Origin of the sequence: Streptomyces sp. NBC_01244, assembly GCF_035987325.1 — a bacterium.
Classification (GTDB): Bacteria; Actinomycetota; Actinomycetes; order Streptomycetales; family Streptomycetaceae; genus Streptomyces.
Genome location: NZ_CP108488.1, coordinates 3,716,642 through 3,742,343, shown reverse-complemented (window position 1 = coordinate 3,742,343; position 25,702 = coordinate 3,716,642). Strand labels below are relative to the sequence as shown.

Below are 25,702 nucleotides of genomic sequence, written 5' to 3'. Positions count from 1 at the left end.
GAGACGCGATGCGCGCCCAGTTCGTCATGTCGGAGATCGGGGTCGGTCTCCGCCGCAATCTGACCATGACCTTCGCGGTCATCATCTCCGTGTCCCTGTCGCTGGCCCTGTTCGGCGGGTCCCTGCTCATGCGCGACCAGGTGAGCAAGATGAAGGGGTACTGGTACGACAAGGTCAACGTCTCCATCTACCTCTGCAACAAGAGCGACGCCGAGGCCACCAACGGGGCCTCCTGCTCCAAGGGCGCGGTGACCCCGGAGCAGAAGCAGGCCCTGGAGACCGAGCTCAAGGGCATGGACCTCGTCGAGGCCGTCACCTACGAGTCCTCCGACGAGGCCTTCAAGCACTACAAGGAGCAGTTCGGGCACACCGCCCTGGCCGCGTCCATCACCCCGGACCAGATGCCCGAGTCCTTCCGAGTGAAGCTCAAGCAGCCGGAGAAGTACAAGGTCATCACGACCTCGTTCTCCGGGCGTGACGGGGTCCAGTCGGTGGAGGACCAGCGCACCGTGCTGGACAACCTCTTCAGACTCCTCGGCTACCTCAACATCGCCGCGCTCGGCATCATGCTGATCATGCTGGTGGTGGCCCTGCTGCTGATCGTCAACACGGTGCGCGTCTCGGCCTTCAGCCGTCGGCGCGAAACCGGGATCATGCGCCTGGTGGGCGCCTCCAGCTTCTACATCCAGGTGCCCTTCATCATGGAGGCGGCTTTCGCCGGCCTGATCGGCGCGCTGCTCGCCTGCGGGATGCTCGGCGCGGGCCAGTACTTCGTGATCGACCACGGTGCCGCCCTGCGCGACAAGATGGAGCTCATCAACTTCATCGGCTGGGACTCGGTCCTGACCAAGCTGCCCCTGGTGCTCGTGATCGGTGTGCTGATGCCCTCGCTGGCCGCCTTCATCGCGTTGCGCAAGTACCTGAAGGTGTGACGAGCGCCCCGTGAGCGGTACGGCCAACCACCCGTACCGCTGCGGGCCTTGTCCTAGACTCGGCGCCATGCCGGGACTGCCCGCCTTCTGTCTCCGGCCCCGCGACGTGCGTCGCGGGGCCGTTTTGACGCTGGCCTTCCTCGCCGCCGTGGGCGCCGGCGCCAGCACCGGGAGCTGGGGCCACCCGGGCCCCGGTGGATCCGCGGGCCCCGCCGCCCTGGTGGCGGGTACGGAGCCCTCCGCGGCCGTAGGTGCCGCACCCGAGGCCCTGCCCGGGCCGCGGGCACCGGCGCACCGCGAGGCGGGCACGGCCGACCGGGACGCGGTGGCCCGCGCGGCCGCCGAGGCCGTCGCCGAGGGCAAGTCCGCGAAGTCGGCGGCCCAGGAGGTGGTCAGCCGCAGCGGGGACCGCTGGGGCGCGGTGTACGACCAGGGGGAGTACGAGGCGTTCGCCGACGACCTGGACGGCCGCTGGACGGGCGTCGGCCTGTGGGCCGGGCGGCTGCGCGACGGCCGCATCGAGGTCGACCGGGTCCAGCCGGGCAGCCCCGCGGCGCGGGCCGGGATGCGCGCCGGGGACCGGCTGCTCAGCATCGACGGGCAGGTCGTGACCGGGCTCAGGGTGGCCGAGGTGGTGGCCCTGCTGCGCGGCGAGGCCGGCACCCCCGTGGTCCTCAAGCTGACGCGCGGCGGGGCCGACCTCACGCAGACCGTGCGGCGCGAGCAGCTGCGCAGCGAGCCGGTGACGGTACGGGAACTGCCCGGCGGGATCACGGTCATCAAGGTCGCCTCCTTCACGCGGGGTTCCGGCGAGCGGGTCCGTACCGCGGTCCGCGCCGCCCCGCCCGGCGGCGGGGTCATGCTCGACCTGCGCGGCAACACCGGCGGCCTGGTCACCGAGGCCGTGACGGCCGCCTCCGCCTTCCTGGACGGCGGGCTGGTGGCGACGTACGACGTGCGCGGCGCACAGCGCGCCCTGTACGCGTCCCCGGGCGGCGATACGGCCCGGCCGCTGGTGGCGCTGATCGACGGCGGCACGATGAGCGCGGCCGAGCTGGTCACCGGAGCCCTCCAGGACCGCGGCCGCGCGGTGGCGGTCGGTACCCGCACCTTCGGCAAGGGCTCGGTGCAGATGCCGACGGAGCTGCCGGACGGATCGGTGGCGGAGCTGACGGTGGGCACGTACCGCACTCCGGCGGGCCGCAGCCTGGACGGTGCGGGCATCACCCCGGACCTGGCGGCGGCGGACCGGGTCGAGGAACGGGCCCGCACGGTATTGGGTGGCATCGGGGTGGGTCCGTAGTGCGAAAATGACCGCACTATGGCTAAGGAAACAGGGCGCAAGCTGATCGCCCAGAACAAGAAGGCGCGGCACGACTACACGATCATCGACACCTACGAGTGCGGCCTCGTGCTCACGGGTACCGAGGTCAAGTCCCTGCGCCAGGGCCGTGCCTCGCTGGTGGACGGCTTCGTGTCGGTGGAGAGCGGCGAGGCCTGGCTCTACAACGTGCACGTGCCGGAGTACAGCCAGGGCACCTGGACCAACCACAGCGCGCGGCGCAAGCGCAAGCTGCTGCTGCACCGCGAGGAGATCGACAAGCTGGACTCGAAGACGGGGGAGACGGGCAACACGATCGTGCCGCTCGCCCTGTACTTCAAGGACGGCCGGGCGAAGATCGAGATCGCGCTGGCGAAGGGCAAGAAGGAGTACGACAAGCGGCAGTCGCTGCGCGAGAAGCAGGACACGCGCGAGACGAACCGGGTGATCTCGGCCGTGAAGCGCAAGGAGCGCGGCCAGCTTTAATGTCCTGGCAGAGTGTGGTCCACGTCGCGTACCATGGCGTCAGCACCACGCGCTTGCGAGTGGCGCCGGTCGAGCGGGACGCATGGAGAGCGCCTGCTGGATCTCATAACTGAACAGCGTGAAACATGGGGATGATCGGTTTCGACAGCGGATGTCGATGTAGGGGAAGCGAGCCGAGAAAGCGGCAATGATCTCGTTAACCATATGTCGCAAACAATAATCGCCAACTCCAAGAGCGATAACTCCCGCTTCACCCTCGCTGCCTAATAACAGTGAGCTGAAGCCTCTGTGAGGAGCGTCAGCCCGGAAGTGGTCCCGGTCCGGATCCTGGCGTCAATTAGGGATCTAAACCTCTAACTCCGGTCACGGGGGATAGAGGGAAATCAAACAGTGACTGAGCCCGTCGGAGACTTGTCCGTGTGATCTCCGGGGCTGAGAAAAGCGCAGCGGAATGCGCTCGGAGAAGCCCTACTTCTGCACCGTTGGACGCGGGTTCGATTCCCGCCATCTCCACAACCCCCATGTTGGGCAAAGGCCCCGCAGCCGTCAGGCTGCGGGGCCTTTGTCGTGCCCGTCAGTAGTGGTAGCGGGCCTTCAGGATCTTCACTTCCTTCTCGTCGGCCCGGTAGACGAGCCGGTGTTCGTCGTCGATCCGGCGGGACCAGTAACCCGACAGCTCGCCCTTCAGGGGTTCGGGTTTGCCGATCCCGCCGAAGGGGTCGCGCTGGATTTCGCCGATCAAGCGAGTGATCCTGCGGGCCATCTTCCGGTCCGACGCAAGCCGGAAGAGGAAGTCGTCCCAGGCCGCGGGGTCGAAGTGGACGCTCCTCACTCCTCGCCCCCGGCCATCTCCTTCAGCTCATCCAGTGTCCTGGCGACGGTGGCTGCGCCCTCGCGGTCGCGGGCGACCGCTTCCATCAGGCGCTTCGCGTTCTCCGGCGACCGGAGGAGGTAGACGGTCTCCTGCCAGGAGTCGTAGTCGTCGGCGGCCATGAGGACGGCGTCGCCGCTCTTGGAGGTGATGCGCACCGGAGTGTGATCGGTGTTGACGCGCTCGATGAGCGGGAACAGGGTCGCTCGTGCCTCACTGGCGCTTATGGACATGGCGTCTCTCCATTCTCGACGGTACTTGACTACGGTACCAGTGTTGTACGAGAAACTGGTACCAATCTTGCCCTCCCCAGGAGGAGCGCGAGCAGCGCCGCCGCCGCCGGGAGGGCGTACGGGGTCGTCGTGCCCCAGTGGTCGATCGCGGCGCCGGCCGTCGCGGAGCCCGCCGCGATGCCCGCGAAGAGGGCGGTGACGGCGAGGGTCATGCCCTCGTTGAGGCGGCCCGGCGGGGTCACGGCGTGGACCCGGGACATCGCGGTGACCATGACCGGGGCCGTGGCCATGCCGGCCAGCAGGAGGGCCGGGGCCAGGGCGAGCAGGGAGCCGGTGGCGGCCGCCGCCCAGGGCAGCGCCATGGCGGCGGCGAGGGCGGTCAGGCAGGCCGGGAGCGTGCGCGGGCGCAGGGTGCCGTAGAGCAGGCCGGCGGCGAAGGAGCCGGCCGCCTGGAGGGCGAGGACCGGGCCCGAGAGCCCGCCGAGGCCGTGGGCGCCCAGGTGGGCGATGGAGGTGATCTCCATGGAGCCGAACATCGCGCCGAGGGCGAGGAAGAGCGGCAGCAGCCCTCCCAGGGCGCGGAGCGGGGAGGACCCCCGGACCGCGGGCGCCGGCGGGGGTTCGGTGGCGCGGTGGGCCGTGAAGACCAGCATCCCGGTGAGGAGCAGTACGGCCCCGGCGAACGTGCCCGCCTCCGGGAAGGCGGCGGTGCACAGGAACGCGGCGGCCACCGGCCCGAGCATGAAGGCCAGTTCGTCCGCGGCCTGCTCGAAGGACATCGCGGTGTGCCGGGAGGCCGGGTCGTCCCGCAGTAGGTGGGTCCAGCGGGCGCGGGACATGCCGCCGATGTTGGGGGTGGTCGCGGTGGCGGCGTAGGAGGCGAAGAGGGTCCACGCGGGGGCCCCGGTACGGACGCACGCGATCAGGGAGAGCGAGCCGAGGACCGCGATCAGGGTGGCGGGCACGGCGACCCGGGCCTGCCCGTGCCGGTCGACCAGCCGGGCCGTCCAGGGCGCCACGACGGCGGTGGCGGCCAGACCCACCGCCACGACCGCGCCGGCGAGGGCGTAGGAGCCGCGCTGCCCGGCGATCATCATCACGGCGCTGACGCCGAACATGCCCATGGGGAGCCGGGCGATGAGGTTCCCGGCGGTGAACCCGCGGGTGCCGGGGAGCGCGAAGAGCCGGCGGTACGGGCCCGGGACGCGGGTCGGCCGCGCCGCGCGGGACGTGTGCTCCCGCGATGCCGGGGCCGCGGCGAGCACCAGCGTGCTGCCGGAGACGGCCATGAGCGGGCCGCGCGCGGCCGGGGCGGCGCGGCGGACGGCGCCGCCGCCGGACCGGGCGACCGGCGGAGTGCCCGCGGCGGGGGCGGCGGACGGCGGGGAGGCGGCGACCGGGACGGCGGAGGGGATGGTGGCGGGCGGCGGGGTGGCGGTGGGCATGGGTCCAGGCTCGGGCCCGGGGCCGTCGGCGGTCCAACACCTGTTCGGGGGTCATTCACCGCCCCCTGTTGTTAGTCTCCGCAGGTGACGCCCCGAGACGTGGAACCCCGCCTGCTGCGCTCCTTCCTCGCCGTCGCCGAGGAGCTGCACTTCACCCGCGCCGCCGCCCGGCTCTACGTGGCCCAGCAGGCCCTCAGCCGGGACGTGCGCCGGCTCGAACAGACCCTGGGCACGGCCCTCTTCGTCCGCACCACCCGCGCCGTCGAGCTGACCCCGGACGGGGAGCGGCTGCTGCCCCTGGCCCGGGGCGTGCTGCGGGCGCACGAGGAGCTGGCCGGGGTGTTCACGGGGCCCCGGCCGCTGCTCGTCGACCTCAACACCGACGGCCCCGGCACCGCGCGCACCGTGCTGGACCGGGCGCGCGAACTCGCCCCCGACTGCGAGCTGATGGCCCGCTTCGAGTCCGGGCTCACCCACGCCGCCGCCGAGGTCGCCGCGGGCCGCCTCGACGTCTCCTTCGGGTACGCCGACGGCCTCGCCCCGGCGCTGCGGGCCCGCCTGGCGCGGATGCCCGTACGGTACGAGCCGCTCGCCGTGCTGCTGCCCGAGGGGCACGCGCTGGCCGGGCTGGACGCCGTACCGCTGGACGCACTGCGCGGGGAGACGGTGTACGCCGGGGCCGGGAACCCGCGGACCCTGGAGTGGACCGGGCTGGCGCGCGAGCTGTTCGCCGGGCGGGGCATCGAGCCCGCGCCGCCCGCGCCGGTGGCGATGGGCAAGGACGAGTTCCGCCGGGTCATGGCCAAGACCGGGAATCCGGTCCTCGCCACGGTGGACTTCGTCGACCTCCCCGGCAGCGTCAAGCGGCCGCTGACCGCGCCGGTACCGCTGTCGCCGCTCTCCATGGTGTGGCGCAAGGGGCTGAGCCATCCCGGGCTCGACGCGCTGCGCTCCGCCGCCGCGGAGCTCGGGGCCGGGCGCGGCTGGCTCCAGGTCCCCCCGGACAGCTGGCTGCCCGCGCTCACACCGGCCCCGGACGGCGGGTGAGTGCAAGGTTTCCCGCCGGTCATCCGGCGGGGACCGGGGCTGAAACGAGCCCTTCCTACGGTCATCACCACGAAGGACGCGACGGGCGCGAAGACGCGACGGGTGCGGCCAGACGCGACGGGACGCGACGAGCGCGACGTGATCGCAGCAGCTGTGGAGGCGTGTGATGACCAGTACGACCGCACCGCGCAAGGGTGGCCGCTGGATCGAGCGGTGGGACCCCGAGGACGAGACCTTCTGGCGGGAGACGGGTGAGAAGACCGCCCGCCGCAACCTGATCTACTCCGTGCTCTCCGAGCACATCGGGTTCTCGATCTGGTCCCTGTGGTCCGTGATGGTGCTCTTCATGGGCCCGAAGTACGGGATCGACCCCGCCGGGAAGTTCTTCCTCATCGCCACCGCCACCTGCGTGGGCGCCCTGGTCCGCGTCCCGTACACCTTCGCAGTGGCCCGCTTCGGCGGCCGCAACTGGACGGTCGTCAGCGCCCTGCTGCTGCTCGCGCCGACGGTCGCCGCCTGGCTGGTGATGGAGCCCGGGACCTCGTACAACACGTTCCTGCTGGTGGCCGCGCTGACCGGGGTCGGCGGCGGCAACTTCGCCTCGTCGATGACGAACATCAACGCCTTCTTCCCGCTGCGCAAGAAGGGCTGGGCGCTCGGCCTCAACGCGGGCGGCGGCAACATCGGCGTCCCCGTCGTCCAGCTCGTCGCCCTGCTGGTCATCGGCACGGCCGGGGCCGGCCACCCGCGGCTGCTGCTCGGCGCCTACATCCCGCTCATCGTGCTCGCCGCGGTGCTCGCCGCCGTGCGGATGGACAACCTGGCGCCCGTGCGCAACGACACCGGAGCCGTCCGCGACGCGGCCCGCGACGGGCACACCTGGATCATGTCGTTCCTCTACATCGGCACCTTCGGCTCCTTCATCGGCTACAGCTTCGCCTTCGGGCTGGTGCTCCAGACGCAGTTCGGCCGCACCCCGCTCCAGGCGGCCTCGCTCACCTTCATCGGACCGCTGCTCGGCTCGCTGATCCGGCCCGTCGGCGGGGCCCTCGCGGACCGCTTCGGCGGCGCGTGGATCACCCTGGGCACCTTCGTGTCGATGGCGGCGGCGACCGGAGTGGTGATCCTGGCCTCCGTACGGGAATCCCTGCCGGTGTTCCTGGTCGGCTTCGTGGGGCTCTTCGTCCTCAGCGGGCTCGGCAACGGCTCCACCTACAAGATGATCCCCGGCATCTTCCAGGCGAAGGCGCTGGCCCGCGGGATGAGCGGCGAGGACGCGGCCGCCTACGGCCGACGGCTGTCCGGCGCCTCCATGGGACTCATCGGCGCGGTCGGCGCGCTCGGCGGGCTCGGCATCAACCTGGTCTTCCGGGAGGCGTTCCTGAGCTCCGGCTCGGGCACGGCGGCCTTCGTGACCTTCCTCGGCTTCTACGCGGTGTGCTGCGCCGTCACCTGGGCGGTATACCTTCGCCGGCCCGCCCAGGTGATGATCCCCACGGCCGGTGCGGAAGCGAAGCCGCAGCTCACCTCGGTGTAACGGCCGGAACACGCCGGTTAACGGCACCGAAATACGCGTGAACCGAGCCTGATACGCCCCCAGGGCAGGCTCGGTTCACGCGAACCTCACGAGTGCGTGTGAACGCGACACCGGACCCCGACACCGGACCCCACTGCGCGAGGCAGGTCACCATGCACCACACCCACACCGGTCCGCCGGCCGGTCCGCTCGCCGGATTCACCGTCGGGGTCACCGCAGCCCGCCGGGCGGACGAGCTCATCGCCCTGCTGCGCCGCCGCGGGGCCACCGTGCTGCACGCGCCCGCCCTGCGGATCGTGCCCCTCGCCGACGACGCCGAGCTGCTGTCCGCCACCAAGGAACTGATCGGCTGCGCGCCCGACGTGGTGGTGGCGACCACCGCCATCGGCTTCCGCGGCTGGATCGAGGCCGCCGACGGGTGGGGGCTCGGCGAAGAACTCCTCGGGCGGCTGCGGGAGACCGAACTGCTGGCGCGCGGACCGAAGGTGAAGGGCGCGATCCGGGCCGCCGGGCTCGTGGAGACCTGGTCCCCGCGGTCGGAATCGCTCGCCGAGGTACTGGACCGGCTGCTCACGGCCGGGGTGGCCGGCCGGCGCATCGCCCTCCAGCTGCACGGGGAGCCGCTGCCCGGGTTCATCGAGGCCCTGCGGGCGGGCGGGGCCGAGGTGGTCGGCGTACCCGTCTACCGGTGGATGGCGCCGGAAGACCTCGGGCCGCTGGACCGGCTGCTCGACGCGGTGGCCTCGGGCGGCGTCGACGCGGTGAGCTTCACCTCCGCGCCCGCGGCGGCCTCCCTGCTGACGCGGGCCGCGGAGCGGGGCGTACGGGAATCCGTGCTCGGGGCACTGACCGGCGGATCGGTCCTCTCCGCCTGCGTGGGACCGGTGACGGCCCTGCCCCTGCAGGCGGAAGGAGTGCCCACGGTGCAGCCCGAGCGCTTCCGGCTCGGCCCCCTCGTGCAGCTCCTGTGCCAGGAACTCCCGAGCCGGGCCCGTGTCTTCCCGGTGGCCGGACACCGGCTGGAACTGCGCGGCCACGCGGTCCTCGTCGACGCCGAGCTGCGCCCCGTCCCGCCGGCCGGGATGGCCCTGCTCAGGGCCCTGTCCCGGCGCCCGGGCTGGGTCGTGGCCCGCTCCGAGCTGCTGCGCGCCCTCCCCGGCGCGGGCCGCGACGAGCACGCGGTGGAAACGGCGATGGCCCGCCTGCGCGTGGCCCTGGGCGCGCCGAACCTCATCCAGACCGTCGTCAAGCGCGGCTACCGGCTGTCGCTGGACATGGCCGCCGACACGAAGTACGCGGACGCCTGACACCCCCCGGCGGCCGGAAGCCGACGGGGCGCCGGTCTGGCCGGAGGCCGAGCCGTCCGTTAGCGTGCCCGGATGATCATTGACGGGGTGGAGATGCGGGAGATCCGGACGGCCGACGCCGCCGGGGTCGCCGAGGCATTGGACCGGAACCGGGCGTACATGGCCCCCTACGAGCCCCGCCGGGCCGAGGAGTTCTACACCGAAGCCGGGCAGCGGGGACGGATCGAGGAGCTGCTCACGGCCCGGGCGGACCGGCGGGCGCGGCCGTTCGTGCTGCTCGCCGCCGACGGGGTGGCCGGGACGATCACCCTCCAGAACATCGTGCGCGGGGCGCTGTCCAGCGGCGCCATCGGCTACTGGGTGGACCAGGCCTGGGCCGGCAAGGGGCTGGCCACCGCCGCCCTGCACGAGGTCTGCCGCATCGCCCGCGACGAGGAGCGGCTGCACCGGGTCGAGGCGGGCACCCGGGCGGAGAACCTGGCCTCGCAGCGGGTGCTCGCGAAGGCGGGCTTCGAGCAGTACGGGCTCGCGCCCCGTTACCTCCACGTCGGCGGGGACTGGCGGGACCACCGCCTCTTCCAGCTGCTCCTGAACGACGAGCCGCCCGCCCTCTAGCCGCCGGCCCTCCGGACGCCCCGTGATCCGGCCGCCCGCCCTCTAGCCGCCGGCCCCGGAGACGGGCACTCTGGGGGCACGCCCCGAGAGGGAGGCGGTGACGGGCATGTGGTTCGACTCCGGGCGGGTCTGCCTGGACCTGGTGGCTACTTTTTCGCCCCTCGCGCACACGGAGGGCATCCGGGACGGAGACGGGCTGCGGCTGTGGCTCACCGGAGCCGGGCTGGTGCCCGACCGGACGCCGCTCGGCCGCGTCGGGGACGACTGGGTGCGGGCCTTCCGGGTGCTGCGCGCCGACGTCGAGAGCCTCGTACGGGCCGAGCTGGCCGGAGCCGCGCCGCCCGGGGCCGCACTGGCCCGGGTCAACGCGGCGGCCGCCGGTCCACCCCCGGGACTGTGTGCCGTACAGGACCAAGAAGGGCACCTCGTCCGCGAGTTGTGCGGCGGCGTCGGATGCGCCGGGCTGCTCGCCGCCGTGGCCCGGGACGCCGTCGAACTGCTCACCGACCCCGGCGAACGGGCACTGCTGCGCACCTGCGAGGGCGACGGCTGCGCCCGGGTCTACCTCGACACCTCGCGCGGACACCGCCGCCGCTGGTGCTCCAGCGAGCTCTGCGGCAACCGCGAGCGCGTGGCCCGCCACCGGCGGCGCGTCCTCGAATCCCGCCCCGGCTGACGACGCCGGCGGCGCCCGCCGGGCGTGATCTTCGTCCTGATCCGCGAGCCGTCCCGGAAGGGGCGTGCGCACACGGGCCCCTTCGCGTACGGTTGACGGCTGCCCATGCACGTCAGAAAGGGGCCTTGGTGGCCGCGCAGAATGCCGCTGTCGACAGCACGGCGGATTCCGTCCGCGATCGGGAGATCGCGGTCGAGCAGACGCATCTCGATCACGTGTACCGACGCCTTGAGGAGAAGATCCACGAGGCGGAGTTCCTGATGAACGACGCCGCCAAGCGTGGCCAGGTCGGCACGCCCGGCGCCCTCGCGGAACGGGACGCGCAGGTGTTCCGTGCCGGGATCCACCTCAACCGTCTCAACAACGAGTTCGAGGACTTCCTGTTCGGCCGCATCGACCTGGTCCTCGGCAAGGACGGGGAGCGGGGCCCCGACGGAGCCTTCACCTCCGTCGAGCCCGCCGACGACGCGATCCGTACCGACCTCACGGCCGATATCGCCGAGACGCTCCACATCGGCCGCATAGGAGTCCTCGACTCCGACTACGCGCCGCTCGTCATCGACTGGCGCGCCCCCGCGGCCGCGCCGTTCTACCGATCCACCCCCAAGGAGCCCGGCCGCGTCGTACGCCGCCGCGTCATCCGCTCCAAGGGCCGCAAGGTGCTCGGGGTCGAGGACGACCTGATGCGCCCCGAGGTGACCGCCTTCCTCGACGGGAACGAGCTGCCCGTCATCGGCGACGGCGCCCTGATGGCCGCCCTCGGGCGGGCCCGGACCCACTCGATGCGCGACATCGTCTCCTCCATCCAGGCCGAGCAGGACCTCGTCATCCGGGCGCCCGCCGCCTCGGTCGCCGAGGTCGCGGGTGGACCCGGCACCGGCAAGACCGCCGTCGCCCTGCACCGTGCCGCCTACCTGCTCTACCAGGACCGCCGGCGCTACTCCGGCGGCATCCTGATCGTCTCCCCGACCCCGCTGCTGGTGGCCTACACCGAGGGCGTCCTGCCCTCCCTCGGCGAGGAGGGCCAGGTCGCCATCCGGGCGCTCGGCTCGCTCGTCGACGGGGCCGAGGCGACCACGTACGACGACCCGTCCACGGCACGCGTCAAGGGCTCGTCCCGGATGCTGAAGGTGCTGCGCAAGGCCGTACGGGGGGCGCTGGAGTTCGGCGGTCCCGGCGGGGCCCCCGCCCCCGACCGGCTGCGCGTGGTGGCCTTCGGGGGCCGCCAGGAGCTGGAGGCCCCCGACCTCGACCGGATCCGGCAGAACGTCCTGTCCGGCACCGCCCCGGTCAACCTGCTGCGCCCGCGCGCCCGCAAGCTCCTGCTGGACGCGCTGTACTCCAAGTCCGGCGGGGCCGGCCGGCACAGCGACCCGGAGCTGGCGGCCGAGCTGCGCTCCGCCTTCGACGAGGACATCTCGACGGAGGACGCGTTCATCGACTTCCTGAACGCCTGGTGGCCCGAGCTGACCCCGCGCGGGGTGCTGGCCTCCATGGCCGACGAGCGGCGCCTGTCGCGCTGGTCGCGCCGGGACCTGAACCCCCGCGAGACCCGTCAGGTGGCGCGCTCCCTGCGCCGGGTGGGCCCGGACGGCAAGGGCGCCCTGTCGGTGCACGACGTGGCGCTGCTGGACGAGCTCCACCAGCTGCTGGGCGCGCCCGCGCGGCCCAAGAAGAAGCGGCAGATGGATCCGCTCGACCAGCTGAGCGGGCTGGAGGAGCTGATGCCCACCCGCGAGGAGACCCAGTGGGAGCGGGCCGAGCGGCTCGCGGCGGAGCGCACCGAGTACGCGCACGTCATCGTCGACGAGGCGCAGGACCTGACGCCGATGCAGTGGCGGATGGTCGGCCGCCGCGGCCGGGGCGGCACGTGGACGGTGGTCGGTGACCCGGCGCAGTCCTCGTGGACCGATCCGCAGGAGGCGGCCGCCGCGCGCGACGAGGCGCTGGGCACGCGGCCGCGGCGCAAGTTCACCCTGACGGTGAACTACCGCAACCCGGCCGAGGTCGCCGAGGTCGCCTCGCGGGTGCTGAAGCTGGCGGCGCCGGGCACGGAGCCGCCGACGGCGGTGCGTTCCACGGGCCTGCAGCCGCGCTTCACGGCGGTGACGCAGGATCTGCGCTCCACCGTCGTGGAGGAGACCCGGCGGCTGCTGGAGCAGGTCGACGGCACGGTCGGCGTGGTCGTGGCCATGGACCGGCGCGCGGAGGCCGCGGGCTGGCTCGCGGACCTGGGGGAGCGGGCGGTCGCGCTGGGCAGCCTGGAGGCGAAGGGCCTGGAGTACGACGCCACGGTGGTCGTCTCCCCGGCGGAGATCGCGGACGAGTCCCCGGCCGGTCTGCGGGTGCTCTACGTGGCCCTGACCCGTGCGACGCAGCAGCTGACGGTGATCTCCACGGACCGGGACGCCCCGGACGCCGAGGGGGTCGCGGCGCTGTTGCAGCCCTCGGGCCCGTCATAGGGCCGGTTGGTCGGCGGCCAAAGGCGTGGTCCCCGCAACCGGTCTCCGGTGGGGGGATCACTTCGGGCGAACCTTTGTTAGCCTGGGTTACGGCACCGACTCGATCCAAGCCCCCGGGCCCAACCTTAGTCGCCTAGAGCGACCACTTGCCGCGAGGCGAGCATGGCGGGTCGGTGTCATAGACGTAGGAAGCACCAGGTCCGCGTCCTCCACTCAGTGGGGGGCGCGGACCTTTTTTGTATGGGCCACCCATTCCCCAGACCCGGGAAATCTCGTATGGTGGAAGAGTTCTTCCGAAATTTGTAGCTGGTTACCTTGTACCGGCTGGTAGGTGGGACGATCGGACAACAGGTCCTGCCAGTCCTGCCAAGTACTCGGCGGCGCGGCGCGGGACCCTGTGTGTACAGAACCAGGGACAGAAGAGGAACACGGCCATGGCAACGGCGCCCAGCGTCTCGTACTCGATGACGGTCCGCCTGGAAGTCCCCGCGAGCGGTACCGCGGTCTCCCAGCTCACCACCGCCGTGGAGTCCTCCGGTGGCTCGGTCACCGGCCTCGACGTGACCGCATCCGGCCACGAGAAGCTCCGTATCGACGTCACCATCGCCGCGACGTCCACGGCGCACGCCGACGAGATCGTCGAGAAGCTCCGCGGGATCGAGGGAGTCAGCCTCGGCAAGGTCTCCGACCGCACCTTCCTGATGCACCTCGGCGGCAAGATCGAGATGCAGTCGAAGCACCCCATCCGCAACCGCGACGACCTCTCGATGATCTACACCCCGGGCGTGGCCCGGGTGTGCATGGCGATCGCCGAGAACCCCGAGGACGCCCGCCGTCTGACCATCAAGCGCAACTCCGTCGCAGTCGTGACGGACGGCAGCGCCGTGCTGGGCCTCGGCAACATCGGCCCGATGGCCGCGCTGCCCGTCATGGAGGGCAAGGCGGCCCTCTTCAAGCGCTTCGCCGGCATCGACGCCTGGCCGATCTGCCTGGACACCCAGGATCCCGACGAGATCGTCGCCGTCGTCAAGGCGATCGCGCCGGGCTTCGCGGGCATCAACCTCGAGGACATCTCCGCGCCGCGCTGCTTCGAGATCGAAGCCCGGCTGCGCGAGGCCCTCGACATCCCCGTCTTCCACGACGACCAGCACGGCACCGCCATCGTGGTCCTCGCCGCCCTCACCAACGCACTGCGCGTGGTGGGCAAGGCCGTTGGCGACGTCAAGGTGGTCATGTCGGGCGCCGGCGCCGCCGGTACGGCCATCCTCAAGCTGCTCCTCGCCGCGGGCGTCAAGAACGCCGTCAGTGCCGATATCCACGGCGTGGTGCACGCGGACCGCCCCGACCTCGTCGACGCGGCCGCGGACTCCCCGCTGCGCTGGATCGCCGACAACACCAACCCCGAGGGCTACACGGGCACCCTGAAGGAGGCCGTGGTCGGCGCCGACGTGTTCATCGGCGTCTCGGCCCCCAACGTGCTCAGCGGCGATGACGTGGCCGCCATGGCGGAAGGCGCGATCGTGTTCGCGCTCGCGAACCCGGACCCCGAGGTGGACCCGGCCATCGCCCGCCAGACCGCCGCCGTCGTGGCCACCGGCCGTTCCGACTTCCCGAACCAGATCAACAACGTGCTGGTCTTCCCGGGTGTCTTCCGCGGCCTGCTGGACGCCCAGTCGCGCACCGTCAACACCGACATGATGCTGGCCGCCGCGAGCGCCCTGGCCGACGTGGTCGGCGAGGACGAGCTGAACGCGAACTACATCATCCCGTCGGTCTTCAACGACAAGGTCGCGGGCGCGGTCGCCGGAGCCGTCCGCAAGGCGGCCTCCGCGGCTGTGACGCCGCCCACCTCCGTCTGATCCCCGGCGCGTCGCGGGATGCGGGCCCCCCGGGCCGCCCATAGGGTTGCGGGGATGCCCGCGTGGCCCGCGGTCCGCGTCTCCGGACACCCATCCGGACGCCTTCTGGTGCGGACGGAGCGTCACCGCGGCGTGACTGTGGCGCTTTTCGTGTGACCCCGGTGGGTGCCGGATTGGCTTTCCCGCCGGTGGTGGGGGCAGGATGCGTAACCGGGCGAGAGGGTCTGACGTCAGACCCGGGTCCGGGGACTGTCCTAGGGCCCTGGCAGCATCGGCTTCGATCTCACGCCTCTAAGGCACGTTGAACACGGGAGTACAACATGAACCGCAGTGAGCTGGTGGCCGCTCTGTCCGAGCGCGCCGAGGTGACCCGCAAGGACGCCGACGCCGTTCTGGCCGCGCTCGCCGAGACCGTCGGCGAGATTGTCGCCAAGGGCGACGAGAAGGTCACCATCCCCGGCTTCCTGACCTTCGAGCGCACCCACCGTGCCGCTCGCACCGCGCGCAACCCGCAGACCGGCGACCCCATCCAGATCCCGGCCGGCTACAGCGTGAAGGTCTCCGCGGGCTCCAAGCTCAAGGAAGCCGCCAAGGGCAAGTAGTCCGCCCTTGTGCCGAGGGCCCCACCGGCCCCCGGGACGGCAGGAGTACGCAGTAGTACGTAGTACGCGAGAGGCGGCCACCCGGCACCGGGTGGCCGCCTCTCGGCGCTCCCGGCACCGCGAGTGGCCCCCGGGAGCCAGAACGCCCCCACAGGCCCTGTACGGGGCCTGTGGGGGCGTTCTGGGCCGGTCTGCGTGGATCTATGGCGTACCGGCGTACCGGAGCGCCGGTCAGCCGGTCAGACGAGGTCGCCGCCCGGGAGCTCGACCTTGGCGCCCAGTTCCACGAGCTTCTCCATGAAGTTCTCGTAGCCCCGGTTGATCAGGTCGATCCCGTGCACCCGCGAGGTGCCCTCGGCGGCGAGCGCCGCGATCAGGTACGAGAACCCGCCGCGCAGGTCCGGGATGACCAGGTCGGCGCCCTGGAGCTTGGTGGGCCCCGAGACGACGGCCGAGTGCAGGAAGTTGCGCTGGCCGAAGCGGCAGGCGCTGCCGCCCAGGCACTCCCGGTAGAGCTGGATGTGCGCACCCATCTGGTTGAGCGCGGAGGTGAATCCCAGGCGGGACTCGTAGACCGTCTCGTGGACGATCGACAGGCCGGCGGCCTGGGTCAGCGCCACGACGAGCGGCTGCTGCCAGTCCGTCTGGAAGCCGGGGTGGACGTCCGTCTCCAGCGCGATGGCGTTGAGCGGGCCGCCCGGGTGCCAGAAGCGGATGCCGTCGTCGTCGATCTCGAACGCCCCGCCGACCCGGCGGAAGGTGTTCAGGAACGTCATCATCGAGCGCTGCTGGGCGCCGCGCACGTAGATGTTGCCGCCGGTGGCGAGGGCCGCGGACGCCCAGGAGGCGGCTTCCAGCCGGTCCGGGAGCGCCTTGTGGTTGTAGCCGCCGAGGCGGTCCACACCGGTGATCCGGATGGTCCGGTCGGTGTCGACGGAGATGATCGCGCCCATCTTCTGCAGGACGCAGATGAGGTCTTCGATCTCCGGTTCGACGGCGGCGTTGCTGAGCTCGGTGACGCCCTCGGCCAGGACGGCCGTCAGCAGCACCTGCTCGGTCGAGCCGACCGACGGGTAGGGCAGGCGGATCTTGCAGCCGCGCAGTCGCTGCGGGGCCTCCAGGTACTGACCGCCCTCGCGCTTCTCGATGGTCGCGCCGAACTGGCGGAGCACCTCGAAGTGGAAGTCGATCGGCCGGCCGCCGATGTCGCAGCCGCCGAGGCCGGGGATGAAGGCGTGGCCGAGGCGGTGCAGCAGCGGGCCGCAGAACAGGATCGGGATCCGCGAAGAGCCCGCGTGCGCGTCGATGTCCGCGACGTTCGCGCTCTCGACGTGCGAGGGGTCGAGCACCAGCTCGCCCGGCTCGTCACCGGGGCGGACGGTCACCCCGTGCAGCTGGAGCAGCCCGCGCACGACCCGGACGTCCCGGATGTCGGGGACGTTGCGCAGCCGGCTGGGCTCGCTGCCGAGCAGGGCCGCGACCATCGCCTTGGGTACGAGGTTCTTCGCGCCGCGGACACGGATCTCGCCCTCGAGCGGAGTTCCGCCGTGGACAAGCAGTACATCGTCACTGATGCCGGTCATGAATCTCGCGTTCCGGAGAGGGGGTGGGCAGGGGGGCCAGTGAAAAGGGTAAGGGGCATGACCCCCCTGTTCGTAAGGCTGACGGGGCCGTAGGACTGTCATGAATTCGGTACAACACCCTGGGTGCCCGCCAGGTGGCGGAGCGTCTCCTTCCGCCGGGGGTCCGCGCGGCGGCCCGTACGCGCCCCGAATTGCCGCCGTGCGCCCTGAGCTGCGTAGGTTCCGGACGCGCCGCCCACTCCCCCTCGCGGGCGAATGTGCGAGACCATGGCGCCATGACCGAGGTGTCCTCCCTCACAGGGCGGTTGCTCGTGGCCACCCCCGCCCTCGCGGACCCGAATTTCGACCGTGCGGTGGTACTGCTGCTCGACCACGACGAGCAGGGCTCGCTCGGCGTCGTCCTCAACCGCCCCACCCCGGTGGGCGTCGGTGACGTCCTGCTGCCCTGGGCTCCGCTGGCCAAGGACCCCGGAGTGGTCTTCCAGGGCGGCCCGGTGGCGCTGGACTCCGCGCTGGGCCTGGCCGTCATCCCGGGCGAGGAGGGGCCGCTCGGCTGGCGCCGCGTGCACGGGGCGATCGGCCTGGTGGACCTGGAGGCCCCGCCGGAACTCCTCGCGGCGGCCCTGGGCGGCCTGCGCATCTTCGCCGGGTACTCGGGCTGGGGCCCGGGGCAGCTGGAGGAGGAACTGGGCGTGGGCGCCTGGTACGTGGTCGACTCCGAGCCGGGCGACGTCTCCTTCCCGGACCCCGAGCGGCTCTGGCGCGCGGTGCTGCGGCGCCAGCGCAGCGAGCTGGCCATGGTGGCCACGTACGCGGACGACCCGTCGCTGAACTGAGCCCGCGGCCGGGGCGCCCGCCGCGGATCCCTCGCGCGCGAGGGACTCGGTACCCTGGCAGTCATGAGCACTCTTGAGCCCGATCGCGGGACTGGTACGGGGACCCTCGTAGAGCCGACGCCGCAGGTGTCCCACGGCGACGGCGACCACGAGCGCTTCGCCCACTACGTCCAGAAGGACAAGATCATGGAGAGCGCGCTCGGGGGCACCCCCGTCGTCGCGCTCTGCGGCAAGGTCTGGGTGCCGGGCCGGGACCCGAAGAAGTACCCGGTCTGCCCCATGTGCAAGGAGATCTACGAGTCCATGGGTCCCGGCGGGGACAAGGACAAGGGCGGCAAGGACGGGAAGTAGTCGTCCGGCCCTCCTGAAGCGGGACGAAGGCCCTCGGTGCGCAGATGTGCGTACCGGGGGCCTTTTCCGTGCCCTCGGGGCGGGTTAGGGTCGCCGCGTCAGCGCCCTGTGAAACGTACGTTGCACCTGGTGCAACGCTGAAGGAGTCGAGGCCATGCCCGAGTTGATCCCGCGGCCGCGGTACGCGCGATTCCCGCCCGACGGCGGCACCTGCGAGCTCGCCGACCCGCTCCTCGACGCCCCGCCCGGCACCGAGGACGCGGCCCGCCGGCTGCGCCGCGAGCTCGGCGCCGCCACCGGCTGGGCGCTGCCGGCCCCGATCCGCGGGGAGGCGTACGGCGAACGCCCGGTGATCCGGCTCGCGCTGCGCCCCGAGATCGCGCGGGGGACCGGGGCGGAGTCGTACGAGCTCCACGTCGCGCCCGGGTTCGTCCTCCTGGAGGGCGCCGACCCGGCGGGCCTCTTCTACGCCGCCCAGACGCTGCGTCAGCTGCTCGGGCCCGACGCCTTCCGGCGGGCGCCGCTGCCCGGCGCGGTGTGGCGGCTGCCGGTCGGGGACCTCCTGGACGGCCCCCGCTTCGGCTGGCGCGGGCTGATGCTCGACGTGGCCCGGCACTTCATGCCCAAGGACGGGGTGCTGCGGTACATCGACCTGCTCGCCGCCCACAAGCTCAACGTGCTGCACCTGCACCTGACGGACGACCAGGGCTGGCGCGTGCGGATCGAGCGCTACCCGAAGCTCACCGAGGTCGGCGCCTGGCGGGCCCGCAGCCGGCGGGGCCACCGGGCCTCGCCGCTGTGGAACGAGACCCCGCACGGCGGCTTCTACACCCAGGACGACATCCGCGAGATCGTCGCCTACGCCGCCGAGCGGCACGTGCGGGTGGTGCCCGAGATCGACGTGCCGGGGCACTCGCAGGCCGCGATCGCCGCGTACCCGGAGCTCGGGAACACCGACGTGGTGGACACGGCCGCGCTCGGGGTGTGGGACGACTGGGGCGTCAACGAGAACGTGCTCGCGCCCACCGAGGCCGTCCTGCGGTTCTACGAGGGGGTCTTCGAGGAACTGCTGGAGCTGTTCCCGGCCGAGGTCTCGCCCTTCGTGCACATCGGCGGCGACGAGTGCCCCAAGGCGCAGTGGAAGGCCTCCGCGGTCGCGCAGGAGCGGATCCGCGAGCTGGGGGTCGACGGCGAGGACGGTCTGCAGTCCTGGTTCATCCGGCACTTCGACGGCTGGCTCGCCGAGCGCGGCCGCCGGCTCATCGGCTGGGACGAGATCCTGGAGGGCGGACTGGCCCCCGGAGCGGCCGTGTCCTCCTGGCGCGGCTACGCGGGCGGCATCGCCGCCGCCGAGGCCGGCCACGACGTGGTGATGTGCCCCGAGCAGCAGGTGTACCTGGACCACCGTCAGGCGGGCGGCGAGGACGAGCCGATGCCCATCGGGTACGTACGGACATTGGAGGATGTGTACCGGTTCGAGCCGGTACCGCCGAAGCTGTCCGAAGAGGCCGCCACCCACGTGCTGGGGGCGCAGGCCAACGTGTGGACCGAGGTGATGGAGGACCAGAGCCGCGTCGACTACCAGACGTTCCCGCGCCTGGCGGCCTTCGCCGAGGTGGTGTGGTCCCGGCTGCCGCGGCCCGAGGAGCGGGACTACGCGGACTTCGAGGCGCGGATGACGGCGCACTACCGACGCCTGGACGCCCTCGGGGTCGACTACCGGCCGCCGGGCGGCCCGTTGCCGTGGCAGCGCAGGCCCGGAGTCCTCGGACGCCCGATCGAGGGAGCGCCCCCGAACGTGTGACGAGCCCCCCGCGGGGATGAGCCGGGTGGTGGCGGGCGACGGCGCCGGGGCGTCGGCCCGGCGCCGTCGGAGCGCTGGCACCGGGGCGGGAACGCGGCGCCGCCCGCGCGGGATCGAGGCCGGAGCGATGCCGGGGCGATGCCGGAGCGAGACCCGATCACGGCTGGATCGCGGCCCGGTCGCGGCCGGATCACGGTGGTGGTGCACGGGTGGTGCACGGGTGGTGCGGGGGCCGTACGGGGGGCCGCACACGGGGCTGCGCGGGCGGTGTCGCCGGTGGTGCGCGGGCGGTGGACCCTCGCGTCCGGTGCTCCGGAAGATGTGCCAGAGTTGCCACGTCCCGGCGGTGAGCACGTACCGTACGGCGGACAGGCGTGAGCGCCGGGACCGGGACATCGGGAAGGGGCAGCTGGGTTGACCACGCACGCACCGCACGCACCGCAGGCACGGGACTCGTCCCAGGGGCCCCGCAGCGACCCGCGGGCGGGGAACGCGGAGCAGTCCGTGACGCTGCCGGCCTCGCTCGACGAGGCCGTGGCGGCGCTCGCGGCCATGCCCGCCGCCGTCCCCGTGGCGGGCGGCACCGACCTCATGGCCGCCGTCAACGCGGGACTCCTGCGCCCCGCCGCACTCGTGGGCCTCGGCCGGATCAACGAGATCCGCGGCTGGCAGTACCAGGACGGCCACGCGCTGCTCGGCGCCGGCCTCACGCACGCGCGCATGGGCCGGCCGGACTTCGCCGCCCTGATCCCGGCCCTGGCCGCCGCCGCACGCGCCGCGGGCCCGCCGCAGATCCGCAACGCCGGCACCCTGGGCGGCAACATCGCCACGGCCGCGCCGACGGGTGACGCGCTCCCCGTGCTGGCCGCGCTGGAGGCCGTACTCGTCATCGTCGGGCCCGGCGGATCGCGGCGCGAGATCCCGGTCTCGCACCTGCTGGCCGGCCGGGAGATGCTCCGCCCCGGAGAGCTGATCGGCTTCGTGCGGGTGCCGTTGCTGCACGCGCCGCAGGTGTTCCTCAAGGCCACGGGCCGTACGGGACCGGGGCGCGCGGTGGCGTCCGTCGGGCTCGTGCTGGACCCCGCGCGCCGGGGTGTGCGCTGCGCGATCGGCGCGGTCGCCCCGATGCCGCTGCGGCCGCTGGAAGCCGAGCAGTGGGTTGCTTCGTTGATCGACTGGGACGGGGACCGCAGCCTGGCCCCCGAGGCGCTGGAAGCCTTCGGCGAGTACGTCGCGGCGGCGTGCGTACCCGACCAGGGGGAGCCGGTGGCTCCCGCAGTACTGCATTTGCGGCGGACGGTGGCCGTGCTGGCACGGAGGGCCCTGGGGAGGGCGCTGAGCTCATGAGCGAGAACGAGAACACGGACCCGGCGGGTCCCACGGGATCTGCCGGACCCCACTGGGGCTGGGAGCCGGTGCCGCACGGCGGCGAGTACGACTCCGACGCGACGGCCTTCGTGAAACTGCCGCAGGACATGCTGGACGCGCTCGGCACCGGGGAGCCCCTCGCGGCCCCCGGGCACGGCTACGTGCCGCCGCCGATGATCGTGCCGCTGGGCAGCGGGAGTACGGATCCTGCGGCCACGGGCACGTGGACGATCCCGGTGCAGTGGCCGGAGGCGGGTTCGGCGGCTCCGGCGGACGCGGGTGCGGCCGCGGGAACTTCGGGGGCCGCGGCGCGGGCCCCGATCCCCGCGTCGGTGCCGATTCCGGCGTCGGTGGCCGCGGCGTTCGCGGATCCGGCGGCGGAGCCGGTGGCCGAGCCCGTCGCGGAGCCCTTCGGGCAGCCCCACGCGGAGCCTTTCGCGGAGTCCTACGCGGAGCCCTTCGGCGAGTCCTTCGCGGAACCCTTCGCGGAGCCCTTCGCGGGGAGCCGGGCCGGCGTGCACGAGCCGGGGTCCACCGCCGAGTGGCGGTTCCCCGAAGCGGTTGCGAGCGACGTGTGGACCCCGGGCGGCGCGGGCGACACGGGCAGCTTCGGGCAGCTCGCGGCCTCGGCCGACTGGAGCCAGGCCCCCGCGACGCTGCCCGGCGGGGCCGCGGCTCCGTGGGCGGCCCATCCGGACTTCGAGGGTGCGCGCGGCTACGTGGCGCAGCAGCCGGGCGGGGACGGGCCGGGCTCCGACGGGCCGGGCTCCGACCCGCTGGATTCGCCGTTGGGCTCGGACCCGCTGGCCTCGGACCCGTTGGGTTCGGACCCGCTGGGCTCCGGGGTGCTTCCCGGGGCTTTCGCGCCGGCCGGCGGACCCTTCGGCTCCACCTCGGCCCCGGGGCGCGGACCGCGCGTGCTGGGCGGCCCGGGGGTCGGTACCCCGCTGGACGGCGAGCCGGGCTACCCGGCCCCGCACGACATCGAAGCCGCCCACGGTCCGGCGCAGCTCCCGGACTCGGGGGAGCGGCAGCATCCGGGGACCGAGGGCGAAGCCCGGGGTGCTGACGAAGCCCGGGGCGATGGTGAGGCCGGGGCCCTCGAGGGGGTCGCGGGCGAAGCCGGGGATCAGGCCGGAGCCGGAGCCGGAGCCGTGGTCGTGGAGGCGGAGCAGGGTGACGGCGGAGCCGTGCCGGCCGCCGGCGGAGCCGGGGCCGCGCCCGCGCCGGGTACGGACGACGCCGACCCGGCTGTCGGGACGGCGCCGGCGGATACGGCCGAAGGGGCTCCGGGCGAGGGGGCGACGTACGAGGAAGAACCCACGGGCAGAGGGGACGGAGCGGACGCCGCGGCCGTCGCCCAGCACGAGCACCCGTCGGCCTCCTACGTCCTGCGCGTCAACGGCGCCGACCGCCCCGTCACCGGCGCGTGGATCGGCGAGTCCCTCCTCTACGTGCTGCGCGAGCGCCTCGGCCTCGCCGGCGCCAAGGACGGCTGCTCGCAGGGCGAATGCGGCGCCTGCGCCGTGCAGGTCGACGGCCGGCTCGTCGCCTCCTGCCTCGTCCCGGCGGCCACCGCGGCGGGCAGTGAGGTTCGGACCGTGGAAGGTCTCGCGACCGACGGGGAACTGTCGGACGTACAAGAGGCGTTGTGCAGGTCGGGTGCGGTGCAGTGCGGGTTCTGCGTCCCCGGCATGGCCATGACCATCCACGACCTGCTGGAGGGCAACCACGCCCCCAGCGAGCTGGAGACCCGCCAGGCCCTGTGCGGCAACCTCTGCCGCTGCTCCGGCTACTCGGGCGTCATCGAGGCCGTGCGCGAGGTCGTCGCCGAGCGCGGATCGGCGGCCGAAGCGGCCTCCGCGGCCTCCGCCGAGGCCCGGATCCCGCACCAGGCCCCGCCGGGCGAGGGCGGCGTCCACGGGATGCAGGGCGACCACGGCGACCACGGCCACCAGGGCAACCACGGGAACCACGGGATGCTCGGCCAGCAGGGCAACCACGGCAACCACGAGGGAGGCACGGCGTGAGCGCCCACGACGCGGCGACGGTCCCGGTATCGGTCACGACACCGGTGCCCGAGGGCGCGGAGCCCTCGGAGTCGGCGGTCCCGCGCGGCATCGGCGCGTCCGTACCGGCCACCGACACCCGGGCCAAGACCGAGGGCACGTTCCCCTACGCCGCCGACCTGTGGGCCGAGGGCCTCCTCTGGGCCGCCGTGCTGCGCTCCCCGCACGCCCACGCCCGCATCCTCTCCATCGACACCTCCGCCGCCGCCGAAATGCCCGGCGTGCGCGCCGTCGTCACGCACGCCGACGTCCCCGGCGCCACCACCCACGGCCGCCGCATCGCCGACCGGCCGGTCTTCGCGCACGACGTGGTCCGCCACCACGGCGAGCCCATCGCCGCCGTCGCCGCCGACCACCCGGACACCGCACGCCTCGCGGCCGCCGCGATCGCCGTCGAGTACGAGCTCCTCGACCCGGTCACCGACCCCGAGCAGGCCTTCGGCGCCCCCGACCTGCACCCCGACGGCAACCTGATCCGGCACATCCCGCTGCGCTACGGCGACCCCGAAGCCACCGGCGACGTCGTCGTCGAGGGCCTCTACCGCATCGGCCGCCAGGACCCCGCCCCCATCGGCGCCGAGGCCGGCCTGGCCGTGCCGCGCCCCGACGGCGGCGTGGAGATCTACACCGCCTCCACCGACCCGCACACCGACCGCGACCTGGCCGCCGCCTGCTTCGGCCTCGAACCGGACCGCGTACGGGTCGTGGTCACCGGGGTCCCGGGCGCGACGGCCGACCGCGAGGACGCCGCCTTCCAGCTCCCGCTGGGCCTGCTCGCCCTGCGCACCGGCTGCCCGGTCAAACTGGCCGCCACCCGCGAGGAGTCCTTCCTCGGCCACCCCCACCGCCACCCCACGCTGCTGCGCTACCGCCACCACGCGGATGCGGACGGCCGGCTGGTCAAGGTCGAGGCCCAGATCCTGATGGACGGGGGCGCGTACGCCGACGCCTCCTCGGAATCCCTCGCCGCGGCGGTCGCCTTCGCCTGCGGCCCGTACGTGGTCCCGCACGCCTTCGTCGAAGGCTGGGCGGTCCGCACCAACAACCCCCCGTCGGGGCACGTGCGCGGCGAAGGCGCCATGCAGGTCTGCGCGGCCTACGAGGGCCAGATGGACAAGCTGGCGGCCGCCCTCGGCATCGACGGCGCCGAACTTCGCCTGCGCAACGTCCTGGCCACCGGCGACCTGCTCCCGACCGGCCAGACCGTCACCTGCCCCGCCCCCGTGGCGGAACTCCTGCGCGCCGTCCGCGACTGCGAACTCCCGCCGCTCCCGAAGGACACCCCGGAGGAGGACTGGCTGCTCCCCGGCGGCCTGGAGGGCGCCGGCGAGCCGGGCGCGGTGCGGCGCGGGGTCGGGTACGGGGTCGGCATGGTCCACATGCTCGGCGCGGAGGGCACCGACGAGGTGTCCACCGCCACCGTGAAGATCGTCGGCGGTGCGGCGACGGTCATCTGCGCGGCCGTCGACACCGGCCAGGGCTTCTCCACGCTGGCCCGCCAGATCGTCCAGGAAATCCTCGGCGTGGACGAGGTCGTCACGGCCCCGGTCGACACCGACCAGCCGCCGGCGGGCCCCTCCGCCCACGGCCGCCACACCTGGGTCTCGGGCGGCGCCGTCGAACGGGCCGCGAAGATGGTCCGTACGCAGCTCCTCCAGCCGATGGCCCACAAGCTCGGCATGTCCACCGAACTCCTCCAGATCGCGGACGGCCGGATCACCTCGTACGACGGAGCCTTCTCCACGACCGTCGCGGAGGCGATGGAGGGCAAGGAACTCTGGGCCACGGCCCAGTGCCGCCCCCACCCGACGGAGCCGCTGGACGGGGACGGCCAGGGCGACGCCTTCGTGGGCCTCGCCTTCTGCGCGATCCGCGCGGTGGTCGACGTGGACATCGAGCTCGGCTCGGTACGCGTCGTGGAACTCGCGGTCGCCCAGGACGTCGGCCGCGTCCTCAACCCCCGCCAGCTGGCGGCCCGTATCGAGGCCGGCGTCATCCAGGGCGTGGGCGCGGCCCTGACGGAGAACCTCCGCACGGCCTCCGGCCTGATCCGCCACCCCGACCTCACGGGCTACGCCCTGCCCACCTCCCTGGACGCCCCGACGGTCCGCATCGTCAAACTCGTCGAGGAACGCGACGTGGTGGCCCCCTTCGGCGCCAAGCCGGCGAGCGCCGTCCCGGTGGTCACGACCCCCGCGGCGGTGGCCTCGGCGGTCCGCGCGGCGACGGGCCGCCCGGTCAACAGGCTCCCGATCCGGCCATCGGCGGCGGTGGCGTCCCCCAACGCCTGACCTCCCG

Annotated in this window: 21 protein-coding genes and 1 other RNA gene; 18 read left to right on the top strand and 4 right to left on the bottom strand. The window is 73.1% G+C overall.

Features of this window, described 5'->3' with window-relative positions:
- The first annotated feature begins 8 nt into the window (after positions 1-8).
- The 4 genes from ftsX to ssrA all read left to right on the top strand — a co-directional run bounded on the left by ftsX (position 9) and on the right by ssrA (position 3,255).
- Positions 9-932, top strand: coding sequence for a permease-like cell division protein FtsX (gene ftsX, locus OG247_RS16655; protein WP_327252992.1), 924 nt, complete (start codon positions 9-11; stop codon positions 930-932).
- Between the two features lie 67 nt (positions 933-999).
- Positions 1,000-2,235: a S41 family peptidase gene (locus tag OG247_RS16650; RefSeq protein WP_327252991.1), complete on the top strand. Its 1,236-nt coding sequence runs from the start codon at positions 1,000-1,002 to the stop codon at positions 2,233-2,235.
- Between the two features lie 18 nt (positions 2,236-2,253).
- Complete coding sequence (smpB, locus tag OG247_RS16645) at positions 2,254-2,739, top strand: SsrA-binding protein SmpB (RefSeq protein ID WP_266908355.1); 486 nt, start codon at positions 2,254-2,256, stop codon at positions 2,737-2,739.
- A gap of 127 nt (positions 2,740-2,866) precedes the next feature.
- Positions 2,867-3,255: a transfer-messenger RNA gene (gene ssrA, locus OG247_RS16640) on the top strand.
- A gap of 58 nt (positions 3,256-3,313) precedes the next feature.
- Here the strand turns inward: ssrA and OG247_RS16635 are convergent.
- From OG247_RS16635 to OG247_RS16625, 3 genes are read right to left on the bottom strand one after another with little or no spacing between them, the layout of a single operon-like run.
- Positions 3,314-3,571 (bottom strand): Txe/YoeB family addiction module toxin, encoded by a 258-nt coding sequence (locus OG247_RS16635; RefSeq protein ID WP_327252990.1) that lies wholly within the window; start codon positions 3,569-3,571, stop codon positions 3,314-3,316.
- Positions 3,568-3,843 (bottom strand): type II toxin-antitoxin system Phd/YefM family antitoxin, encoded by a 276-nt coding sequence (locus OG247_RS16630; RefSeq protein ID WP_327252989.1) that lies wholly within the window; start codon positions 3,841-3,843, stop codon positions 3,568-3,570. The genes OG247_RS16635 and OG247_RS16630 overlap by 4 nt, the downstream gene beginning before the upstream one ends.
- A 29-nt stretch (positions 3,844-3,872) precedes the next feature.
- On the bottom strand, positions 3,873-5,132 hold the full coding sequence (locus tag OG247_RS16625) for an MFS transporter (protein ID WP_442813623.1): 1,260 nt from the start codon (positions 5,130-5,132) through the stop codon (positions 3,873-3,875).
- A gap of 240 nt (positions 5,133-5,372) precedes the next feature.
- On the opposite strand from OG247_RS16625, the gene OG247_RS16620 reads away from it, so the two are divergent.
- The 8 genes from OG247_RS16620 (at position 5,373) to OG247_RS16585 (ending at position 15,393) form a co-directional block, all read left to right on the top strand.
- Complete coding sequence (locus OG247_RS16620; protein ID WP_327252987.1) at positions 5,373-6,335, top strand: LysR family transcriptional regulator; 963 nt, start codon at positions 5,373-5,375, stop codon at positions 6,333-6,335.
- Between the two features lie 166 nt (positions 6,336-6,501).
- On the top strand, positions 6,502-7,872 hold the full coding sequence (locus OG247_RS16615) for a nitrate/nitrite transporter (protein ID WP_327252986.1): 1,371 nt from the start codon (positions 6,502-6,504) through the stop codon (positions 7,870-7,872).
- A 152-nt stretch (positions 7,873-8,024) separates the two neighbouring features.
- Complete coding sequence (locus tag OG247_RS16610; protein ID WP_327257496.1) at positions 8,025-9,179, top strand: uroporphyrinogen-III synthase; 1,155 nt, start codon at positions 8,025-8,027, stop codon at positions 9,177-9,179.
- Between the two features lie 72 nt (positions 9,180-9,251).
- Positions 9,252-9,794, top strand: a complete 543-nt coding sequence (locus tag OG247_RS16605; protein ID WP_327252985.1) for a GNAT family N-acetyltransferase — start codon at positions 9,252-9,254, stop codon at positions 9,792-9,794.
- A 106-nt stretch (positions 9,795-9,900) separates the two neighbouring features.
- The gene (locus OG247_RS16600) at positions 9,901-10,470 is read left to right on the top strand and encodes a CGNR zinc finger domain-containing protein (protein WP_327257495.1); all 570 of its coding nucleotides are present in this window, start codon (positions 9,901-9,903) and stop codon (positions 10,468-10,470) included.
- 128 nt (positions 10,471-10,598) lie between these two features.
- Positions 10,599-12,932 (top strand): HelD family protein, encoded by a 2,334-nt coding sequence (locus OG247_RS16595; protein WP_327252984.1) that lies wholly within the window; start codon positions 10,599-10,601, stop codon positions 12,930-12,932.
- A gap of 434 nt (positions 12,933-13,366) precedes the next feature.
- Positions 13,367-14,791, top strand: a complete 1,425-nt coding sequence (locus OG247_RS16590; protein ID WP_327252983.1) for an NAD-dependent malic enzyme — start codon at positions 13,367-13,369, stop codon at positions 14,789-14,791.
- Positions 14,792-15,111: 320 nt separating this feature from the next.
- Entirely contained in the window at positions 15,112-15,393 is a 282-nt protein-coding gene (locus OG247_RS16585) for an HU family DNA-binding protein (protein ID WP_007264399.1), read from the top strand.
- A 239-nt stretch (positions 15,394-15,632) separates the two neighbouring features.
- On the opposite strand, the gene murA is transcribed toward OG247_RS16585, so the two are convergent.
- The gene (gene murA / locus OG247_RS16580) at positions 15,633-16,976 is read right to left on the bottom strand and encodes a UDP-N-acetylglucosamine 1-carboxyvinyltransferase (RefSeq protein ID WP_327252982.1); all 1,344 of its coding nucleotides are present in this window, start codon (positions 16,974-16,976) and stop codon (positions 15,633-15,635) included.
- A 275-nt stretch (positions 16,977-17,251) separates the two neighbouring features.
- Here murA and OG247_RS16575 point away from each other — a divergent pair, with 275 nt between their 5' ends.
- From OG247_RS16575 to OG247_RS16550, 6 genes are all read left to right on the top strand, one after another.
- Positions 17,252-17,812 (top strand): YqgE/AlgH family protein, encoded by a 561-nt coding sequence (locus tag OG247_RS16575; RefSeq protein ID WP_266908372.1) that lies wholly within the window; start codon positions 17,252-17,254, stop codon positions 17,810-17,812.
- A gap of 63 nt (positions 17,813-17,875) precedes the next feature.
- Entirely contained in the window at positions 17,876-18,163 is a 288-nt protein-coding gene (locus OG247_RS16570; protein WP_243337322.1) for a DUF3039 domain-containing protein, read from the top strand.
- Positions 18,164-18,317: 154 nt separating this feature from the next.
- Positions 18,318-19,967, top strand: coding sequence for a beta-N-acetylhexosaminidase (locus OG247_RS16565; RefSeq protein ID WP_327252981.1), 1,650 nt, complete (start codon positions 18,318-18,320; stop codon positions 19,965-19,967).
- A 414-nt stretch (positions 19,968-20,381) separates the two neighbouring features.
- Entirely contained in the window at positions 20,382-21,314 is a 933-nt protein-coding gene (locus OG247_RS16560) for an FAD binding domain-containing protein (protein ID WP_374323622.1), read from the top strand.
- The gene (locus tag OG247_RS16555; RefSeq protein ID WP_327252980.1) at positions 21,311-23,365 is read left to right on the top strand and encodes a (2Fe-2S)-binding protein; all 2,055 of its coding nucleotides are present in this window, start codon (positions 21,311-21,313) and stop codon (positions 23,363-23,365) included. The genes OG247_RS16560 and OG247_RS16555 overlap by 4 nt, the downstream gene beginning before the upstream one ends.
- 44 nt (positions 23,366-23,409) lie before the next feature.
- The gene (locus OG247_RS16550) at positions 23,410-25,695 is read left to right on the top strand and encodes a xanthine dehydrogenase family protein molybdopterin-binding subunit (protein ID WP_327257494.1); all 2,286 of its coding nucleotides are present in this window, start codon (positions 23,410-23,412) and stop codon (positions 25,693-25,695) included.
- Positions 25,696-25,702: the final 7 nt, after the last annotated feature.

Excerpts from the sequence above, each read along its gene's own strand:
- ftsX (WP_327252992.1), top strand. The coding sequence starts at position 9 with ATGCGCGCCCAGTTCGTCATGTCGGAGATCGGGGTCGGTCTCCGCCGC.
- OG247_RS16650 (WP_327252991.1), top strand. The coding sequence starts at position 1,000 with ATGCCGGGACTGCCCGCCTTCTGTCTCCGGCCCCGCGACGTGCGTCGC.
- smpB (WP_266908355.1), top strand. The coding sequence starts at position 2,254 with ATGGCTAAGGAAACAGGGCGCAAGCTGATCGCCCAGAACAAGAAGGCG.
- OG247_RS16630 (WP_327252989.1), bottom strand. The coding sequence starts at position 3,843 with ATGTCCATAAGCGCCAGTGAGGCACGAGCGACCCTGTTCCCGCTCATC.
- OG247_RS16625 (WP_442813623.1), bottom strand. The coding sequence starts at position 5,132 with ATGGCCGTCTCCGGCAGCACGCTGGTGCTCGCCGCGGCCCCGGCATCG.
- OG247_RS16615 (WP_327252986.1), top strand. The coding sequence starts at position 6,502 with ATGACCAGTACGACCGCACCGCGCAAGGGTGGCCGCTGGATCGAGCGG.
- OG247_RS16610 (WP_327257496.1), top strand. The coding sequence starts at position 8,025 with ATGCACCACACCCACACCGGTCCGCCGGCCGGTCCGCTCGCCGGATTC.
- OG247_RS16605 (WP_327252985.1), top strand. The coding sequence starts at position 9,252 with ATGATCATTGACGGGGTGGAGATGCGGGAGATCCGGACGGCCGACGCC.
- OG247_RS16600 (WP_327257495.1), top strand. The coding sequence starts at position 9,901 with ATGTGGTTCGACTCCGGGCGGGTCTGCCTGGACCTGGTGGCTACTTTT.
- OG247_RS16590 (WP_327252983.1), top strand. The coding sequence starts at position 13,367 with ATGGCAACGGCGCCCAGCGTCTCGTACTCGATGACGGTCCGCCTGGAA.
- OG247_RS16585 (WP_007264399.1), top strand. The coding sequence starts at position 15,112 with ATGAACCGCAGTGAGCTGGTGGCCGCTCTGTCCGAGCGCGCCGAGGTG.
- murA (WP_327252982.1), bottom strand. The coding sequence starts at position 16,976 with ATGACCGGCATCAGTGACGATGTACTGCTTGTCCACGGCGGAACTCCG.
- OG247_RS16575 (WP_266908372.1), top strand. The coding sequence starts at position 17,252 with ATGACCGAGGTGTCCTCCCTCACAGGGCGGTTGCTCGTGGCCACCCCC.
- OG247_RS16570 (WP_243337322.1), top strand. The coding sequence starts at position 17,876 with ATGAGCACTCTTGAGCCCGATCGCGGGACTGGTACGGGGACCCTCGTA.
- OG247_RS16565 (WP_327252981.1), top strand. The coding sequence starts at position 18,318 with ATGCCCGAGTTGATCCCGCGGCCGCGGTACGCGCGATTCCCGCCCGAC.
- OG247_RS16555 (WP_327252980.1), top strand. The coding sequence starts at position 21,311 with ATGAGCGAGAACGAGAACACGGACCCGGCGGGTCCCACGGGATCTGCC.